Here is an 18,501-nt window from a genome sequence, read left to right on the forward strand (position 1 = left end):
GCGAACGACCCCCAGGGGTCAAGGCGAGGCTGGCCGGTAAAACACTTCATACGGCAGCCGCTTCCATTAAACAGCCCCATTTGGTTCATGTCTGGATCAGTGGGCGCCCGTTATGGGTTACCCGCTTCGCACAGGGCCCGAGGGGCCGGATTGGAAGGTTTGGGATCCATGAGGACGTTCGGCGCCGCCAAAGGCCTCCTTTTCGCGATCGGCATGGCCGCGATGGCCACCTCCGCCGGTGCGCAGACGGGCGCAAGCCGCAGCTTTTCGGCGATCTATTCGGTTCACGCCCGCGGCGTCGAGGCCGGTGATTTCACCTACAATTTCACCCAGACTGGGTCGAGCTACACGGCCAATGCCAATCGCGAGATGAAGGGTTGGGTTGGGGCCGCGCTCAATCGCAGCCAGGACTACACCTATAGCGTCACCGGTACCGTGGCTGCTGACGGCGCTCTGCGCCCCACCCAATACACGCACCAGGGCGGACGCCGCCGCGAAGACCGGCCGAATGGCCGTCAGATTCGCGCTGCCTTCACCGCCAATGACGTTGTGACAACCGCAACGCCGGGTCCCGCCAATATGGGAGATCCGCCGGCGACGCCCGAACAGCGCCGCAACACCATCGACCAGATTACCGCGATCGCCGCCATGGCGACCTCGACCGGCGATCCGTGCGCTCGCACGCTCCGCATCTATATGGACGGCCGCGCCCGCTTCGACTTCGTCATGACCCCGAACGGCAATGTCACGGTCAACAGCCGCGCCTATCAGGGGCCAGGCGTCCGCTGCCGAGTCCAGTTCCGCCCGATCGCCGGCTTCGGCGACGCGCAGGAGGCCGCGACCCTGAGTTTCGTCCTTGCCCGCACCGAGAGCGGCATGTGGGCGCCGGTCACGATTGAGATGCCGACGGACGGCGTCGGCGTGGTCCGGCTCGAGGCGCGTCGCCTGACGATCAACGGAACGCGTCTAAGATAATGAAATCACATCGCTAAAGGCGAAGGGCGTAGGCCAAGGCGGTCTATGCCCTTCAAGTCTTGTGTGTTACTTAAGAATTAACCCCAAGATATAGCCGTGAACGTCTAAGCAACGAATCAAACGCCGTGAGTCGCATTTGATTCGTTCTGGTTCCCTTCTCTTCGAATAACTCTTCGAACAACTCGCGGTAATATTTCCTGCGAGTCATCTCGGCCGAGGCGTGGCTTGAATTCGCCATGGCCGGGACCCATCGTCCTCTGCATGACTGCGCGCGCCAGGACGAAGGCCGTCCTGGGACCAACCAATACCGGGAAAACCTATCTCGCGATCGAGCGCATGCTCGGCCACGCCAGCGGGATGATCGGCCTGCCGCTCCGGCTGCTGGCGCGGGAGGTTTATGACCGGGTGGTCGCCGCCAAGGGCGAAGCGCTGGCCGCGTTGATCACCGGCGAAGAGAAGATCGTCCCGGAGACGGCCCGCTATTTCGTCTGCACCGTCGAGGCGATGCCGGTCGATCGCGCGGTGGAGTTCGTCGCCATCGATGAGATCCAGGTCGCGCGCGATCTCGATCGTGGACACGTCTTCACAGAGCGCATTCTGCATGCGCGCGGGTTCGGCGAAACCATGCTGCTCGGCTCCGACACGATGCGGCCGATGATCAAGAAGCTTCTGCCTGACGCTGAGATCAATCATCGCGAGCGGCTTTCGACCTTGGCGTACGCAGGCCCGCGAAAGATCACCAAGCTGCCCAAGCGCTCGGCGGTTGTCGCCTTCTCCGCGGACGAAGTTTACGCCATTGCTGAATTGCTGCGGCGCCATCGCGGTGGCGCTGCCGTCGTCATGGGTGCGCTGAGCCCGCGCACGCGCAATGCGCAGGTCGAGCTCTATCAAAGCGGGGAGGTAGATTTTCTCGTTGCGACCGACGCCATCGGCATGGGGCTCAACATGGATGTCGACCACGTCGCGTTTGCATCGCGTCGCAAGTTCGATGGGCATTCATGGCGCGACCTTCGGCCGGATGAGATCGCGCAGATTGCAGGCCGGGCCGGACGCTTTACCCGCGATGGTCAATTTGGCGAAACCGGCGAATGCGCACCGTTCGACGAAGAGATTGTCGAACGCGTTGAGGCGCACGAGTTCGAGACCATCGAAGCCATTCAGTGGCGAAACGTCGAGCTGAAATTCGAAAGCATCGAGAAGCTCATCGCTTCGCTGGAGCAACCGCCCAATCGCTCAGGCTTGCTGCGTGTGCGCGGCGCGGATGATGAATTGGTGCTGCGCCGGATGCTTGATGACAGCGATCTCATGGATCGCGCACGCACGCCGGAAGTTGTGCGGCGGCTCTGGGATGCGTGCCAACTTCCTGATTTCCGCAAAGTCTCGAAGGACGAGCACGTCCAGCTCGCGCTCCGCATCGCCAATTATATCAGTACCCCGAAGGGTCGCGTGCCGAGCCAGTGGGTCGGCGCTGAGATAGAGAAGCTGGATCGCACGGCCGGCAATCTCGACGTGCTGCAATCGCGGCTGGCGCACATTCGCACTTGGACCTACGCCGCCAGCCGCGCCGATTGGCTGCAGGACGCCGACGATTGGCGCATGAAGACGCGCGAAGTCGAGGATAAGCTCTCCGACGCGCTCCACGACGCTCTGATACAACGCTTCATCGATCGGCGCACCAGTGCGTTGCTCAAGGGATTGAAGCGCGAGGACGCGCTTCTCGCGGGTATTACTGAAGACGGCGAGGTGACGGTTGAGGGCCATTATGTTGGCCGCCTCGAAGGGCTCGACTTTCAGCCGGACCCGCGCACGTCGTCAGGGCTTGAAGGCCGCGCGGTGCGTAACTCGGCGCTGCGGGCGCTGAAGCCGGAGCTTTCGCGGCGCCTCGCCGAGATCGCGCGTGCAGCGGACGAGGACATCACGCTCGGCCGCGACGGGCGTTTGCATGTGAGCCGGGTGGCGGTCGCGAAGCTCGTGCATGGAGCGCCGGTGCTGAAGCCTCGGCTTGAACTGATCGGTGGCGAGCAAGCATCGGAATTCGAGCGCAACGTCGCGCGCGAGCGGTTGGAATTGTGGCTGGCTCAATTGGTGGCGCACGATCTTCGCCCGCTGGTCGCTCTTGAAAATGCTTGGCGCGACGGCCGCTTGCCGCCCGATGCGCGCGGGCTTGCATTCCGGCTCATCGAGAACGTCGGCGCGCTCGATCGGGTTGGCGAAGATCTCGGCCATATGAGCGAAACGGCGTGCAACGCGCTCCGTCGTCACGGCGTGCGGCTTGGACAGCACACCATCTTCATGCCGGCGCTGGTGAAGCCGCGCGCTGCCCATACCCTGGCGCTGCTCTGGCGCGCGGCGTTCCCGGACGCTGGCCGTTCGCTATTTTTGGCGCGTCCCGGAGCGCTCTCGGTCGTGCTGAATGAGAAGCCGACTTGGGGTGAGGGCGCGGCGGCTGGGTATCGCGTCTGCGGACGCATCGCGGTGCGGCTCGATTTGATTGAGAAACTGGCAGAGGCCCTCGAGGCCGAGGCGCAACCAAATGACGTGACGCTCGCGCGCCTGATCGGCCGGCCAGTTCGGGAGATCGCAGGCGTGCTTTCCGCGCTTGGCTATCAGCAAGCGCAGGCGCAGGAAGGTGAACCCAAACGCTGGCGCCGTATCAGCCAAAAGAAAAAGCGCGTCGCTCCAGCCGGGAAGGACAATGCGTTCTCGGCGCTCGCAAACCTCTTGCCGCCAAACACCGCGCCGCCGCGCCGCCGGGGCGGCCCAACTTGAGCGAGCGCCAGCGGATCGATGTTTGGCTCTTTCGCGCACGCTTGGTGAAGACGCGCGCCGTTGCATCGCGGCTCGTGGCCGAAGGTGGCGTGCGGATCGTCCATGACGGCGTGCCCCGGCGCCTGGAAAAGCCGTCGGTTGAAGTTGCCCCCGGCGACGCGCTTCTGTTCTCGCACGGGGGGAGGTTGATCGCGATCAAAGTGAAGGCTTTGGGCGCCCGGCGCGGTCCATCGGCGGAAGCACGCGCGCTCTACAGCGAACTTGACGCAGAGAGCCTCGCTTGACGCTGGCGGCGAGCGCCGTCATTTCAGCGCGGAAAGCGGAACCGGGCCAATGACCTACATCGTCACCGACGCGTGCGTGCGCTGCAAATACATGGACTGCGTCGAAGTCTGTCCGGTCGACTGCTTCTACGAAGGCGAGAACTTTCTCGTCATCCATCCGGACGAGTGCATCGATTGTGGCGTGTGCGAGCCTGAGTGCCCGGTCGATGCAATCAAGCCCGACAGCCAAGACGAGCCAGACGGCAAGTGGCTGAAGGTGAACACCGAGTTCTCGAAGGTGTGGCCCAATATTACGGTCAAGGGCACGGCCCCGAAGGATGCCGACACCTTCAAGGACGAGAAGGGTAAATTCGAGAAATACTTCAGCACGGAACCCGGAAACGGCGACTGAACTCTCGCCGACAGCCGCGCTTTAAAATCGCCTAAAACTGTGGTATACATGTTCCAGAAATCGGGATCGTGCGCGCACGGCCCCGGCAGCTGGATCAATCCAACGCGAAAATTCTGCTCGGTTTAGGGGAACACAGGGTCAAAAACGGGCCTTATGGGTCTTTTTGCCTTGTGCGAGTGGTTTTGACGCGACGGAACGAGCCGGTTGTTTCAACGAAACACCTGGGACTACGGAGTATCCGAATATGCAAACCGCCCAACCGTCGATTGCTTTCCGCCCGGGTGACCACATCGTCTATCCGGCCCACGGCGTAGGCCGTGTGATGGGCGTCGAGCAGCAATCGGTGGCCGGCATTGCGCTGGACGTGTTCGTGATCTCGTTCGAGCAAGACAAGATGACCCTTCGCGTGCCGACCACGAAGGCGCGCTCATGCGGTATGCGAGCGCTCGCCTCGTCGGAAGTCGTCGATCAGGCGATGAAGACGCTGCAGGGCCGCGCGCGCATCAAGCGCACCATGTGGTCGCGCCGCGCCCAAGAATACGAAGCCAAGATCAATTCCGGCGACCTCGTCTCGATCGCCGAAGTGGTCCGTGACCTTCACCGCGCTTCCGATCAGCCGGAGCAATCCTACTCAGAGCGCCAACTCTATGAGAGCGCCCTCGACCGGATGGCCCGCGAACTGGCCGCCGTCGAAAAGGTCAGCCGCGACGACGCGGTGCAGAAGGTGACCGCTTCGCTGGCTTCGAAGAAGCAGGCGCAAGCCGCCGCCTAATCGGCCTAAATCAGAATTGCGGAGAAGGCCGGGCTGTAAGTCCGGCCTTTTTCTTTGGCGCCATAATTGTCCGTCACGCGTTCGTGATGTGCACACGTCGCGCCAACCGCGCCGCGCATGTGAACCTGTCACACGCTGGAGCGTACCCTAAAGTATGGCGCTATCTGAAACATCCGAACTGCAACGAGGCGCACAGCGCTTCCTCCGCGCTGCGATGCGCAAGCCGATGCTCGAAGCCGAGCACGAGCGAGAGTTGGCGCGCCGGTGGCGCGACGAGCGCGACGAGCACGCGCTGCATGAGCTTACGATGGCCTACATGCGCCTGGTGGTGGCGATGGCGTCGCGCTTTCGTCACTACGGCCTGCCGCTCAGCGACCTGGTGCAAGAGGGCAATGTTGGCTTGATGCAGGCGGCGATGCGCTTCGAGCCGGATCGTGAGGTGCGGTTTTCAACTTATGCGTCGTGGTGGATCCGCTCGGCGATGCAGGATTTCGTCTTGCGCAATTGGTCGATCGTCCGCACCGGCACGACTTCGGCGCAGAAGGCGCTGTTCTTCAATCTCCGGCGCCTGCGCGCGCGCATTGGCGATATCGGCGATGCGGTGATGAGCGCCGAAGCGACCTCAAAGATCGCAAGAACGCTGCGCGTGCCGGAGCACGACGTCGAGGTCATGGCGGCGAGGCTTTCTGGCCCGGATCGTTCGCTCAATGCACCGCTCACCGATGAAGGCGATGGCGAGTGGCAGGACTTGCTGGCGGATGACGCCGCGGGGCCGGAGGCCGACGTCATGGAGGCGCACGACAACATTGCGCGCGCTGCGCTGGTGAAGGACGCGATGGCCGAACTCTCCGACCGAGAGCGGCTCATCATTCGCGAGCGCAAGCTTGAGGAAGACGCGGTGACGCTGGAAGCCTTGGGCGTGCGGCTTGGTATTTCCAAAGAGCGCGTGCGTCAGATCGAGGGCAATGCGCTCGAAAAGCTTCGCCGCGCTTTGATCGCGCGCGTTGGCGATCCGGTGGCGGCGGGCTTCGTCAGCTAGTCGGTTAGGATTTCGAGCTGACTGGAATGTTCGAGGCAGAGCTGTGGCTCGTCGCGAAAGACGCCGAGTGGTCCGCGTGCGCGCACATGCGCGCCGGTCAAAGGCGCGCGCGTCTCCAAAGCTGTGCGCTCGGCCGAGCGCACGTGATTGTTTGGCCGGGCGCGCACATAGGCTGCGCCGCGCGCGATGAGTTCGTGCTGTAGCCAGAACCAGGGGCCGCCCTCGCTCTTCACGAATACATGCGCGATCGCGGCTTCACGCGGCGCTTCCTAACCCTCGCGCGGACGGCCAACCCAGCGCCGTTCGCCGCCATAGGTCAGCAATATCTCGCGGTGCAGCGCCAGTGCTTCAACCCTGCGCTTGCGCGGCGTAGGGCGCTTCGCCGCTTGGCGCATCGATCTCGGCCAGGAAGAGGCGTGTGCCATCTTCGAGCAGCAAGGTGTCGCCGGCGAACACCCGCGCGACGCGGCCTTCCTCGCCACGCTCGAGATCGCCAATTTGAGGTCCGCACGATGCAAGCAGCAGCAGTGAGGCGGCGAGCAGCGCGTGCATCAATAGCCGCCTGCGATTCCGTCCTTCCGCATTTCGGTGGCGGCTTCGTAGTGGCCGTCGGGATGGCGCATGATTGCCTGGTAGCCGCCGAACGATCCGTCAGCTGGGCGTAAGCGATGGCCACGTCGCTCAAGTTCGGCGCGCACCGCCGGTGGCACGCCGTTTTCCATCGCGAGGAATCCAACGCCATCCGGCTGGTCACCGGTAGGCTCGGCGCCGCCATAGAAGCGATAGCGGGCGGCATCGCCCGCAGCTTGGAGGTCGAGACCATAGTCGACTAGGTTCACGATGATCTGGACGTGGCCTTGCGGCTGCATATCGCCGCCCATCACACCGAACGAAAGCCAGGGCTGACCGCCGCGTAGCGCGAACGCAGGGATGATGGTCTGGAATGGGCGACGGCCGGGCGCGTAGACGTTGGGGTGGCCGCTTTGCAGTGAGAAGAGTTCGGCGCGATCCTGCAGCATGAAACCCAAGCCGTCTGGCACGAGGCCGGAGCCCATGCCTCGATAATTGGATTGAATGAGCGACACCATCATGCCGTCGCGGTCGGCGGTGGTGAGATAGGTGGTGTCGCCATCGATGCGCAATTCCGCGTGCGGCGGCGGCGGCATGGCGCGATCGTTCGAGATCATCGCGCGGCGTTGCGCCGTGTAGTCGTCGGTGAGCAGGCGGCGCGTGTCGAAATGCGTGAACGCTGGATCGCCATAGAATTGGGCGCGATCGGCGAAGGCAAGGCGCGTGGCCTCGATCTGCGTGTGCAGCGAGTCCGCCGAGAGGAAGCCCATGTCGCGGAGATTGTAGCCGTCGAGAATGCGCAAGGTTTGAAGCGCGACGACGCCTTGGCTGTTCGGTGGCAATTCACAGACTTCGACGTTGCGATAGGGCGCGCATACCGGATCAACCCACTCGCCTTGGTGGTGCGCGAAATCGTCGTAGCGCAGCCAGCCGCCGATGCGGCGCATGTAGGCGTCGATCGTGCGCGCGATGGGCCCGCGATAATAGGCATCGCGGCCGCCGTCTGCGATTTGCTCTAGCGTGTTGGCGAGATCGGGATTGCGGAAGAGGCCGTGGCCGTCCGGCATCTGGCGGTATTGCGCGCAATTCTCACCGCAAAAGTAGGTGGCGCGCGCATTGTCGATTTCTTGCAGGCGGCCAGCGGCGAACTCGGCTTCCAAGCGGCGCTGATTGTTGGCCCAATACATCGCGATCGTTTGTGGGATCGGGGCGCCTTCGCGTGCGTAGTGGATCGCCGGCGCCAGCAGTTCCGCCATCGGCTTGCGGCCGAAGCGCTCGTGCAGCGCGAACCAGCCATCGACGGTACCCGGCACGCTGACGCTCGCTGCGCCGAAGCTTGGCACCGCGTTGGGATTGCCGTTGCGCCGCGCTTCGCGCCGCATCTGTGCGAGCGACATGCCGCGCGGCGTGCGGCCGGAGCCGTTGTAGCCATAGAGACGCTGCGTGCGTGGATCCCAGACGATGACGAAGATATCGCCGCCGACGCCGTTGCCGGTCGGCTCGACGAGGCCAAGCATGGCGTTCGCGGCGATAGCGGCATCGATAGCACTGCCGCCGTTGCGTAGAACGTCAATCGCCGTCTGTGTTGCGAGCGGATGCGCTGTCGCGGCTGCGCCGTGAGGCGCGATGACGGGTGAACGGGTCGCGAAAGTCTCGCCGGACACGCGCTCGCCACGGCCAAAGTTCGGATCGCGCGCCGGTGCGTCTTGTGCTGAGGCGCTCGCACCCAGCAATGACAGGCCAAGCACTGCCCCGATCAGCGTGCGCGTATTCACATGAGCCATGGCTATCCCCTCGAGCGGGGGCACTCAAACAGGTGAGGCCGCGCTCCGCAAGCGCGGCGCGTTGGTTCCTAGCTCTTACGCGCTCGCAGCAATGCGCCGATGAAGCCGATGGCGGCAATGGCGCTTGCGCTGGCGCTGGTAATCGCCAGCCCGTACCGCAAAGCTTGATCGCCGCCGAGGCCGCTAGCGATTAGAGTTACCAAGGTCGGCGCAACGCCAAAGCCAACGATCGCACCGATGACGATGAATGCGCCGAGGCACACGCCGCGAATTTCGTTCGGCACCAACACTGTGATCGCGGCGGAGGTTACGAGGCCCGTGACTGCGCCGCAGGTGAGCAGAAGCAGCAGCATCCAGGCAAAGCCGGTGACGTCCGGCATCAGGGTAAAAAATGCGCCGGGAATGGAGAGCACTGCGGCGACGACGGCCCCGATCAGGATGCCGCCTTTGATGTGGCTCTTGTGACCAAGGTCAGAAGAGATGCCGCCAATCACCGCCCCGATGATGCCGGATCCAAGGATCACCAAGCCCATCCAGCCGCCGAACTCTTGCGGCGTCGATCCGTAATAGCGTTCCAGCACCGGCGCGGCCCAGATCGATGCGGCGGCGTCCGCCATAACGACCGTGACTTGGCCGATGAAGAGCGGCGCGAGCAATGCACGCCGCTGCCAAAGCGCATGCAAAGTCGCGGAGAGAGAGCTTGCTTCGCCGGTGACTTCGCGCCGCGCAGGCTCGCGGATCGTCAGCAAAGCCAAAGTGAGCCCCATGCTCACGATCGCAAACACCAGAACGACGTTGCGCCACGGATCGAGCCCAGCAACGAGCGGCGCAGCGTTGGTGTAGTAGCCAAGCAGCGAGCCGCCGAACGCAAACGCCGAGGCGCCACCGACCATGTTGCCGATCGATAAGAAGATCAGGGCGCGGCCGCGTCCTTCCGGCGGGCTCAAGTCCGCCACAAGCGAAATGCAAACGGTAATTGAAGAGAACGCGCCGATGCCTGCGAGCATGCGAGTGGCGAATATTTGCCAGAACTCCGTCGCGAATGCCGTGAGGGCGGTGCCGGCGGTCCACAACAATGCCAGGCCGAACAACAAAAGCGCGCGATTGCCGCGATCGGTGATGCGGCCTACCGGGATTGCTAGCAAACCGATTGGGATCGAGATTGCGAGGCCTTGAAGCAGGCTCATCTGGAAATCGCTAAAGCTCAATGCTTGCGATACGACTTCCTGCACCGGACTAAACACCGTGCGCATCGCCGAGGCGCTTGCGATGGTCATTGACAGCATCAGCAGCGAGAAGAGCACACCGCGTTGCTTAACCGGCTCAGAGGCGATCGCCTCCGTCGTCGCATCAATCTGCGCCATTGGCGGCCTCTACTTTTAAAAGATCGCCGATCGCGTCATCGAAGTGGAACGCCATTGCCGCTGCCGCCGCGACCGGATCACGGTCGCGGATGGCGGCGGCGACGGCGATGTGGCGATCGATCATTAATTGTTTTTGTCGCTTCGCGACGCGTGTGCGCCACGCTGTCGGCACCGCGACTTCCATCAAAGGCGCGAACGAAGCGACAATTTCTACGAACAGAACATTGTGGCTCGCTTTGGCGATGGCGTTGTGGAACGCGATGTCGTGAGCGGTGCGCTTGGCGAGATCGTCCTTATCGTTCGCCATGGCTTCAGCGAGCGCTACGATTTCAGCGGCTTCTTGGTCCGTGCGCGCGGTTGCGGCGAGGGCGGCTGTGCGTTGTTCAATCGTGCGGCGCACGTCCCAAATGTCGGGCACGGTGATTTGCGCTGTTGAGATCGCATGCTGCAACGAGGTCGCGATCACCGAGCCATCAAGCGCGCCGACACGGGGGCGCCGGCCATTGCCGACGTCGATGAGCTTCAACGCCGCCAGCGCGCCGAAGGCTTCGCGCATCACCGCGCGGCTGACGCCCAACGTTTCGGCGAAATGGCCTTCGCCTGGCAGTGTATCGCCAACGCGTAGGCCATGATCGCGAATGTGCGTGGTGACGGCGTTGATCGCCGACTGCACGAGCGTGCCCCCTTCTGCGGGGCGGTGTGTAGGGGTAGTGGTGGACACGAGGTTTCCTTAGGCCGCGAATGCGCAGGCGCGAAAGTCTGATGGCGATATGCCAAAGCGGCGGCCGAAGGCACGCGCGAAGCTGGCGTTGTTGAGATAGCCGTTTTCGTAGCCGATGGACGAAACAGGAAGATTCGTCGTCAGCAACATGCCTTTGGCCTTGCTGAGACGCTGCTCGGCGATGGCTTCGGCGATTGTGCAATGAAACATGTCACGGAAGCCGCGCGTCAGCTTGGCGCGATTGAGCCCGCATGCGCGCGCGATCTTGTCGAGCGTAAGCTTTTCGTTCCAGCGTTCGTCGATCATGCGGCGCGCGGCAATGACGCGGCGCGTGTCCTCAAGAGAAAGCACGCCTTCGCTGGCGAGCGGTAGGAGATCGTCATCGGCCAGCAGGCGGATGGTCTCGCACAGGAGTTCGATGCTCTTGCCGAGGCGATAGATTTGCAGGGTTTCTCCGGTGAGCGCGCTGTTGCGGATCGACAGGACAATGCCGCGCAGGGCGGAGGGGAGGTGGAAGGCATCGCCACTTGGCTCGATGCCGCCGACGCGCAGGAATGCGCTGCGTTGAATGATGAGAAGAAGCCGAGAGTCCGCCTGAAGCGAGGCGCGTGTCGGCGCGAAATCAAAGCTCAGCGTGGGCGTTTGCGAATCGACATCGAACGCGAGCGCGATGTGCTCGGGCGGCAGCGGGACGGCGCCTATCGGATCCGCACCAAGCAACAGCGTCATCTCCGGAGAGACTTCGACGAATTCGCGCATTTTCCTCACCCAGTGTTCTGGTTGTTGCGGGGACCATGCACCTCTCAGATAGGTTTGGCAACCAGCTATCTGATAGGTAGTTCGGGCTAGGCGCTGAGCGCCCGCCGGAGGGCTTCGCGGCTATCCTGGCGAGCGCGATTAGAGATCGGCGCCGCGCCGCCGAAGATGTCGAAGCCGTGGAATCCGCCTGGATAAACATGGAGTTCGACTGCGACGCCGGCCCGGCCAAGGCGCGCGGCATAGTCGATATCTTCGTCGATAAAGAGATCGAGCGTGGGGCAGGCGATGAAGGCCGGCGGCAAGCCTTTGAGGTCGGTGGCGCGCGCTGGGGCTGCATAGGGCGAGACGTCATCCACACCCGGCTCGTGGCCGAGCAATGAGCTCCAGCCAAACCGATTGTTGTGCGGCGTCCAGATGAATTCGCCAGCAACCGGGTTCGGCGTTTGCACCACGCAGGTGCGGTCATCAAGCATCGGATAGATGAGATGTTGGAAGGCGAGTTTGTAGTCGCCGCGATCGCGCGCCAGTAGCGCTAAAGCTGCGGCCAGCCCGCCGCCTGCGCTTTCACCCATGACGCCGACGCGCGCTGTGTCGATGCCGAGCGCGCTGGCATTGGCGAAGGTCCACGCAAGCCCGGCATAGCAATCTTCGATACTGGCGGGAAAACGGTTCTCCGGCGCGAGGCGATAGTCGACGCTGACGATAACGCAGTTGAGATCGTAAGCTGCCGGGCGATGGAGCGGCTCAAGTTGCGCGGCGCTGCCGCCAACGTAGCCGCCGCCATGAATGTGATAGATGCACGGCAATGGCGCGGTTGCATTGCGTGGCTGGTAAATGGTCAGCGTGATATCCGGCGCACCGGCAGGGCCGGGCACGGTGCGGACGGCTTGCGCAACGCCGTCGCGGACTTCCTGTGGGATGGTGACCGGCAATTGCGCAAAGCGCTCAGCTTCGCGCATCGGCGCCAACAATTCATCGGTCAATGCAACCGTCGGGAAGACATCCAGCACGGGCAGGAGAGCTGGATCGACGAGTTTGCGAGTGTCCATGACTAGTCCGCGAAAATCTTGCCTGGGTTGAAAAGGTTCTGCGGGTCGAGCGCCTTTTTGATGGTGCGCATCATGTCGACGCCGTCTTCGCCAAGCTCACGCACAAGCCAGTCCTGCTTGCCAAGACCAATGCCGTGCTCGCCCGTACAGGTGCCATCCATATCGAGCGCGCGCTGCACCAGGCGTTCGTTGAGCGCCTCGGCTTCTTTTTGCTCTGCTGGATTGTCCGGATCGAGCACGAAGATGACGTGGAAATTGCCGTCGCCGACGTGACCCAGGATCGGGGCGGGGAACGATGCTTTATCGAGATCCTTCTTGGTCTCGTTGATGCATTCGGCGAGGCGGCCAATCGGCACGCACACGTCCGTTGGCCAGCCGATTGCGCCCTTGCGCATGGCAGTCGCAGCGTAGAACGCCTGGTGACGCGCCTTCCAGAGCTTCGCGCGCTCCTCGGCCAAGTTCGACCAGTGAAATTCGCCGCCGCCATTGTCGCGCGCGAGGTCGCCAACGGTCGCGATCTGCTCTTTCACCGCGTGCTCGCTGCCGTGAAACTCGAAGAACAGCGTCGTGAGTTCGGGGTAGTTGAGATTGGAGTGCTGATTGACGGCCTTCATCTGCACGTCATCGAGGATTTCGACGCGCGCCAAAGGAATGCCGAGCTGGATAGCTTGCACCACGGTGTCGACAGCGCCGGCCATGCTCTGAAACGAGCACACGGCAGAGGAAATCTGCTCGGGAATGCCGTGCAGGCGGAGCGTCACTTCCGTGATGATGCCGAGCGTGCCTTCTGAGCCGATCATCAAGCGTGTGAGATCATAACCGGCGGCGCTCTTGCGGGCGCGGCGCGATGTGCGGATGTCGCGGCCATCGGGCGTGACGATGCGCAGTGAGAGAATAGCTTCCCGCATCGTGCCGTAACGCACGGCGTTGGTGCCCGACGCGCGGGTCGAGGCCATGCCACCGAGCGTGGCGTTGGCGCCGGGATCGATGGGAAAGAAGAGCCCGATATCGCGGAGCGCGACGTTCAATTCTTCGCGCCGGACACCGGCTTGAACGGTGCAATCGAAATCGTCTGGATTGATCTCGAGGATCTTGTTCATCTCGGAGAGATCAACACAAACCCCGCCGCGCACCGGCACGGCGTTGCCCTCAACCGAGGTGCCGGCGCCGTAAGCGACGATCGGCACATCGGCGGCGGTGCAGGCTTTTACCAGCGCGACAACTTCTTCCGTCGAGTGTACGAAGACGACGGCGTCGGGCAGCACGGCGGCAAAGTGCGTTTCGCTCGCGCCGTGCTGAGCCCGCATGGCCTCGCCGAGGTGAAGGCGGTTTCCGAAGATACCGCGCAACACTTCGACGAAAGCCGGAGCAAGCGGCGTGCGCGGCGCAACGATTGCGGGCGCGCCCATCGTTTTAGAACCGTGCGCTGACGCGGACGCCAACGCGGCGACCGTCACCGGTGATGCCGAGATTATGCGTCAGCGGGCTGGCGTTTCCGAAGAAAGCGGCGAGCAGCGAACGATCAAGATAGGAGTCGTAGTAATTTTCGTCGGTCAGGTTTGTCCCCCAGAGCGCGATGGTGTAGCCGCCGTGCTCATACGCCAAGTTGGCGTTGACGAGGTAGTAGCCTTCGAGTTGCGGCTGGAAAGTCGGATCCAAGCTCGAGCCGGCGCGATCGCCCTTGTAGGAGACCGTCGTGTTGAACACGATGTTGTCCTGACCGACCGGGATAGTGACGGTTGGTGTGACGTAGAAATTCCAATCCGGCTGGAAGAGGATGAGATCCGACGCGAGGCCGCCTGGGAAGACCGCTTCGAATTCGGAATCGTCGGTGATGCGGGCGTGGTTGTAGGTTAGGCCGCCCGTCAGCTGGAACATGTCGCTCGGCGACCAGATGCCTTCCACTTCAACGCCGTAGCTGGTGACGTCGCCGGTGTTGAGGTTCACCGCTTGCAGCGTCGGCGTCAGTGAGTTCTGGCCGATATAGTGCTGATAATCGTTGTAGTAGATCGCGGTGTTGAGCGTCAGCGTACGATCGGCGTTGGTGAGCTTGTCGCCGAGTTCGTACGTCCAGACTGAGTCACCCTGATAGAACGGAAGCGGGCCTCCCGGCGTGTTGGCGCCGCCGCCGCGGAAGCCGCGTGCGATCGAGGCGTAGGTCATGTGATTGTCTGACCAACGCTGCGTCAGCGTCACGCGTGGTTGCAGTTCATCGGCGCTGTAGGTGCCGGCGGTGCCGTCGACATCGACCTCTTGGTGGTCGAAGCGCAGACCGGCCGAGAGTTCAAGCGTGTCGGTAAGATCGTAGAAGGCCGTGCCGAAGATGGCTTGCGAGGTGACCGTTTGGGTTGATGGCACGATCGGTTGTGGGCCGCCGAAGATGGTGCGGAACACAGTGTCGGTCGAGGTTGAGTAGTTGGCGAAAACGCCGACGAGGGTGCTCAGACGATCGCTCCAGGTGGTGTCGAAGCGAAGCTCGCCGGTGAAGGTGTCGCGCTCGTTGCGTCCGTCGACTACGCGGATGACGTCGAAGCCGCCGAAGTCGCCGTCGCCGGCGGCTTGGCCATCCTTGCGGTCATAAGCGAGGATTGCGGTCATGCGCGTGCTGTCGTTGATGTCGAACTCGCCGCGCGCGTTGACGCCCCAGTACTCGTAGGTCGCGATGCTGTTCACGTTGAGCTGCACGTCGTCGACGTAGTCGGTCGGGCCTGAGGGGCTTGAGTAAGCCGTCTGCGAGCCTTCGACGCTGTCATAATAGACGTTCAGCGTGAGCTGCGCATTCTGTGGTGCGTCCCAGACGAGCGTACCGTTCACCGATTGGTTTTCGAGCGGACGGGCATCGCCGCCGGCGAGCGTGTTGGTCGAGAAACCGTCGTGCGAGTGATATGAGGCAGCTATACGGCCGCGCAGCACGCCTTCGATCAGCGGACCGCTAATGCTTGCGGCGACGGTCTGATAATTGTCCGGATCGGCATAGGACGCCGAGAAGCGGCCGGCGAAATCATCGGTTGGTGCGCGGGTCACGACGTTGATGGCGCCGCCGAGTGTGTTGTTGCCGAACAGCGTGCCCTGCGGTCCGCGCAGTACTTCGATGCGCTCGACGTCGGTGACGGGGTTGTTCAGGTACGAGGTGTTCGTCTGGTAGATGCCGTCGACGAAGATGCCGACGCCAGGCTGAACCGAATCGATCAACGTCGTGCCGACGCCGCGGATCGACATGAACGCACGGCCGACGGCGTCGGTGGTGATGTTGAGGCCAGGCGAGAACTGCGCGATTTCGCGAACGCTGTTGATCTGTTCGCGCTCAAGCGTCTCCGCGGTCACCGCCGTCACCGCGATCGGAACGTCTTGCAGGCGCTCTTCGCGCTTACGCGCCGTGACGACGATTTCGTCGCCGCTTGCGTCTTCAGCCGTGGTTGCGTCCTGCGCCAAAGCAACGCCCGGCATCGCTGCCAGGCTCAAGGCCGCGCCGGCCAGCAGTTTCGTGATGCGCCGCATGTCATTCCCTCCAATGCGCACGCCGCTTTCCTGGGCGTGCCGTCGTTAGGGGGACCCTAAAGCCAAGTGAGACCTATCTGAAAGGTATAGTGAGGGCTAGAGTCTGTGCCGACCGGCTCACACGGTTGGCCAGCCGGAATCTGGACTGCATCGGGCTACCAGCAGGAATAGCCGCCATCGGCAAGCACGATGCTGCCGGTCATCAGGCTTGCGGCGTCGGACGCCAGAAACAGGATGACAGACGCCACTTCCTCGGGCTCGCCCAGCCGAGCTTGCGGCGTGCCATCGATCCAGCGCCGGTACATCTCGCCGGTTTTGTCGGCGAACTCGTTCAAGGGGGTGCGGATATAGGTGGGCGCCACCGCATTCACGCGAACGCCACGCGGCGCCCATTCGGCGGCCAGCGACTTGGTGAGCTGGTGCACGGCCGCTTTCGAAGCGTTGTAATAGCTCTGCGGCTGCGGACGGTTGACGATGAAGCCTGACATCGAGCCGACATTCACGATCGCGCCGGCGCCGCGTTCCAGCATGTGACGTCCGAACGCGCGCGCGCACCAGAACGTGCCGTTGAGATTGACGTCCAGCACGTTGAGCCAATGTTCGTCGGCGACGTTTTCAGCTTGCGTTTCGCTGCGTGCGATGCCGGCATTGTTGATCAAGATATCGATCCGTGCTTCGCGCGCCGCGATTTCATCGGCGACTTCAGTCACGCGCTTAGAATCAGTGACGTCCATCAGCACGCCATCGACTTGATAGCCAAGCTTGGCGAGAGCTGCGCGCGCCTTCTCAAGTGCGGACGCGTCGCGATCGGTGATGATCACGCGCGCGCCGGCTTCGGCGAGCGCTTGCGCCGTCGAAAAGCCAATTCCGCTTGCGCCGCCCGTCACTACAGCGACGCGGTCGGTCAGTTTGAATTTTACCAGGTACATTGCGCCCTCGGGAGCGTTTCTATGGCAAGAAGCGTTCGGCGATGAAGGGCACTTCTGGTGCAACGACGCCGGTATCGATCGTGCACGCGATCTTATTGTCGTCGTACTCGGGCCACGGCAGATCGCCGGTTTTTGCGAAATTGGCCCATATCCCGTTGAGTTTGGTCGCCAGCGCCTGTGGCGGCTCGCCACCCGCAAGCCCGCGCGGGCCGCTCACCGTCGACAGCGTGTCGAATACGAACGGCAACTCAATAGCGTGGCAGGCGCCAAGTTGTCCGCCATAGGCGTTCGATCTCCATGCAAACGCATAGACGTGCGTGCGCCCTTTGTGAGCTTGCGCGAACCGCCGCGCGGGGAGGCGGAAGACCAGATCCGTCAGCGCCTCCGTGAACGCGTCGCCCGGACGGCGCTTGCGATCATCGATGCCGTAAGCCTTCAGGATTTCCTTGGCTTTCGGCTCGGCGCGCTTGACCATGAAGTGCGCGAGAAATTTGCCCAGCTTTTTGCGCACGCCGCTCGGCACGAAATAGAGGTTCATCTCCTCCGTGTTTGTCCCGATCAGGAGCTGCACATCCGCGCCGGCGCCCTTGCGCAACGCCGTTATTGGATGCTCAGGCAGGACTTCATCGCCGTACACGGGCAGAAATTTGCTGAGGCCGAACGCCGGTTCGCGCTTGTCGGGATTACGAAGATCGATTTGCGCTGTTGGCTGCGAAACCTTTTGCAGCGCCGTCAGGCAATCCGCGATCGATCGGCTGCGAAAGCCATCTAAGGCGGGCTTCACGCGCATCATTTTTGCCAGCTTTGCCACCAGCCGCTGCGCGACCGGGATCGGCCGCACCATGTCGCCGTGACCGCTCTGCACAATGGCGCGCCGGAAAAGGCCCTTCGCCAGCGGCGAGGCCAACAAGTTCGCCACCGACATAGCGCCGGCGGATTCGCCGAAAACCGTGACGTTCGCCGCATCGCCGCCGAATGCCGCAATGTTATTTTGCACCCATCGCAACGCCGCGATTTGATCGCGCAGACCAAGATTGGTCGGCGCGCCCGGAATCGGCAGGAACCCCTCGATTCCTAGGCGATAATTGATGGTGACGAGAACAATGCCGGCGCGCGCGAAGGCGCTGCCATCGTAAACGTCCGCGGCGCCGGCGCCGCCCGTGAACGAGCCGCCGTGAATGAACACCATCACCGGCAAATTGGTTTGTGCGCCGCTGGGTTTCCAAATGTTCAAGACGAGAAAGTCGTCGCCCTGCTGCTGATCGCCGCCGATCAACGGCGCGATATCGAGGCCAGGCAGCGCTTTTTCGAGTTCGGCGGCGGAAGGCACGAATTGCGGTGCGATGAAGCCGCGCTGGCTCGCGTCGCGTGTGCCGCTCCACGGCGCTGCCGTTTGTGGCAGCGCAAATCGCAATTGACCGACAGGCGCCGCCGCGTAGGGCACGCCGTAAAAACGTGTCACCGCGCCATCGTCGGTTCCACGAACGACACCGGATTCGGTGCTGGCCAAGGCGCGCGCGTCGGCGCTCGCTGATTCTGCAAGTTGTGTCATCGCTTCAGAATACATGTGACGCCGCACCCGCGCGGCGCGTCAAGC

At 63.0% G+C, this 18,501-nt stretch carries 17 protein-coding genes; 6 read left to right on the forward strand and 11 right to left on the reverse strand.

Annotation, left to right across the window (positions count from 1 at the left end):
- Window positions 1-168 precede the first annotated feature (168 nt).
- The 6 genes from ATE48_RS11210 to ATE48_RS11235 all read left to right on the forward strand — a co-directional run bounded on the left by ATE48_RS11210 (window position 169) and on the right by ATE48_RS11235 (window position 6,230).
- Window positions 169-975 carry a DUF3108 domain-containing protein gene (locus ATE48_RS11210; protein ID WP_066771536.1) on the forward strand — a complete coding sequence of 269 codons (807 nt, stop codon included), beginning with the start codon at window positions 169-171 and terminating at the stop codon, window positions 973-975.
- A 261-nt stretch (window positions 976-1,236) separates the two neighbouring features.
- Window positions 1,237-3,744 (forward strand): helicase-related protein, encoded by a 2,508-nt coding sequence (locus ATE48_RS11215; protein ID WP_066771538.1) that lies wholly within the window; start codon window positions 1,237-1,239, stop codon window positions 3,742-3,744.
- Complete coding sequence (locus tag ATE48_RS11220) at window positions 3,741-4,028, forward strand: S4 domain-containing protein (RefSeq protein WP_066771541.1); 288 nt, start codon at window positions 3,741-3,743, stop codon at window positions 4,026-4,028. Before ATE48_RS11215 ends, ATE48_RS11220 begins: the two co-directional genes overlap by 4 nt.
- A gap of 49 nt (window positions 4,029-4,077) precedes the next feature.
- A complete protein-coding gene (fdxA, locus tag ATE48_RS11225; protein WP_066771544.1) occupies window positions 4,078-4,419 on the forward strand; it encodes a ferredoxin FdxA in 342 nt (113 codons plus the stop codon).
- 244 nt (window positions 4,420-4,663) lie between these two features.
- Window positions 4,664-5,191: a CarD family transcriptional regulator gene (locus ATE48_RS11230; protein WP_066771550.1), complete on the forward strand. Its 528-nt coding sequence runs from the start codon at window positions 4,664-4,666 to the stop codon at window positions 5,189-5,191.
- Window positions 5,192-5,345: 154 nt separating this feature from the next.
- Complete coding sequence (locus ATE48_RS11235) at window positions 5,346-6,230, forward strand: RNA polymerase factor sigma-32 (RefSeq protein ID WP_066771553.1); 885 nt, start codon at window positions 5,346-5,348, stop codon at window positions 6,228-6,230.
- Here the strand turns inward: ATE48_RS11235 and ATE48_RS11240 are convergent.
- The 11 genes from ATE48_RS11240 to ATE48_RS11290 all read right to left on the reverse strand — a co-directional run bounded on the left by ATE48_RS11240 (window position 6,227) and on the right by ATE48_RS11290 (window position 18,471).
- Window positions 6,227-6,463, reverse strand: coding sequence for a hypothetical protein (locus ATE48_RS11240; RefSeq protein WP_066771555.1), 237 nt, complete (start codon window positions 6,461-6,463; stop codon window positions 6,227-6,229). The genes ATE48_RS11235 and ATE48_RS11240 overlap by 4 nt on opposite strands.
- 115 nt (window positions 6,464-6,578) lie before the next feature.
- The gene (locus tag ATE48_RS11245) at window positions 6,579-6,782 is read right to left on the reverse strand and encodes a hypothetical protein (RefSeq protein WP_066771558.1); all 204 of its coding nucleotides are present in this window, start codon (window positions 6,780-6,782) and stop codon (window positions 6,579-6,581) included.
- On the reverse strand, window positions 6,782-8,584 hold the full coding sequence (locus tag ATE48_RS11250) for a gamma-glutamyltransferase family protein (RefSeq protein ID WP_066771560.1): 1,803 nt from the start codon (window positions 8,582-8,584) through the stop codon (window positions 6,782-6,784). The genes ATE48_RS11245 and ATE48_RS11250 overlap by 1 nt, the downstream gene beginning before the upstream one ends.
- Before the next feature lie 68 nt (window positions 8,585-8,652).
- Complete coding sequence (locus ATE48_RS11255; RefSeq protein WP_083197306.1) at window positions 8,653-9,948, reverse strand: MFS transporter; 1,296 nt, start codon at window positions 9,946-9,948, stop codon at window positions 8,653-8,655.
- Complete coding sequence (locus ATE48_RS11260) at window positions 9,935-10,669, reverse strand: FadR/GntR family transcriptional regulator (protein ID WP_066771561.1); 735 nt, start codon at window positions 10,667-10,669, stop codon at window positions 9,935-9,937. Before ATE48_RS11260 ends, ATE48_RS11255 begins: the two co-directional genes overlap by 14 nt.
- A gap of 9 nt (window positions 10,670-10,678) precedes the next feature.
- Window positions 10,679-11,428, reverse strand: a complete 750-nt coding sequence (locus ATE48_RS11265; protein WP_066771562.1) for a helix-turn-helix transcriptional regulator — start codon at window positions 11,426-11,428, stop codon at window positions 10,679-10,681.
- Between the two features lie 86 nt (window positions 11,429-11,514).
- The gene (locus tag ATE48_RS11270; protein ID WP_066771564.1) at window positions 11,515-12,477 is read right to left on the reverse strand and encodes an alpha/beta hydrolase; all 963 of its coding nucleotides are present in this window, start codon (window positions 12,475-12,477) and stop codon (window positions 11,515-11,517) included.
- A 2-nt stretch (window positions 12,478-12,479) separates the two neighbouring features.
- Window positions 12,480-13,886: an FAD-binding oxidoreductase gene (locus ATE48_RS11275; protein WP_066771565.1), complete on the reverse strand. Its 1,407-nt coding sequence runs from the start codon at window positions 13,884-13,886 to the stop codon at window positions 12,480-12,482.
- Window positions 13,887-13,890: 4 nt separating this feature from the next.
- Window positions 13,891-15,975 carry a TonB-dependent receptor gene (locus ATE48_RS11280; protein WP_066771568.1) on the reverse strand — a complete coding sequence of 695 codons (2,085 nt, stop codon included), beginning with the start codon at window positions 15,973-15,975 and terminating at the stop codon, window positions 13,891-13,893.
- A 155-nt stretch (window positions 15,976-16,130) separates the two neighbouring features.
- Window positions 16,131-16,904, reverse strand: a complete 774-nt coding sequence (locus ATE48_RS11285; RefSeq protein WP_066771570.1) for an SDR family NAD(P)-dependent oxidoreductase — start codon at window positions 16,902-16,904, stop codon at window positions 16,131-16,133.
- A gap of 19 nt (window positions 16,905-16,923) precedes the next feature.
- Window positions 16,924-18,471, reverse strand: a complete 1,548-nt coding sequence (locus ATE48_RS11290; RefSeq protein WP_066771572.1) for a carboxylesterase/lipase family protein — start codon at window positions 18,469-18,471, stop codon at window positions 16,924-16,926.
- Window positions 18,472-18,501 lie beyond the last annotated feature (30 nt).

It is taken from the genome of Candidatus Viadribacter manganicus, from assembly GCF_001679665.1.
Lineage (GTDB): Bacteria > Pseudomonadota > Alphaproteobacteria > Caulobacterales > Aquidulcibacteraceae > Vitreimonas > Vitreimonas manganica.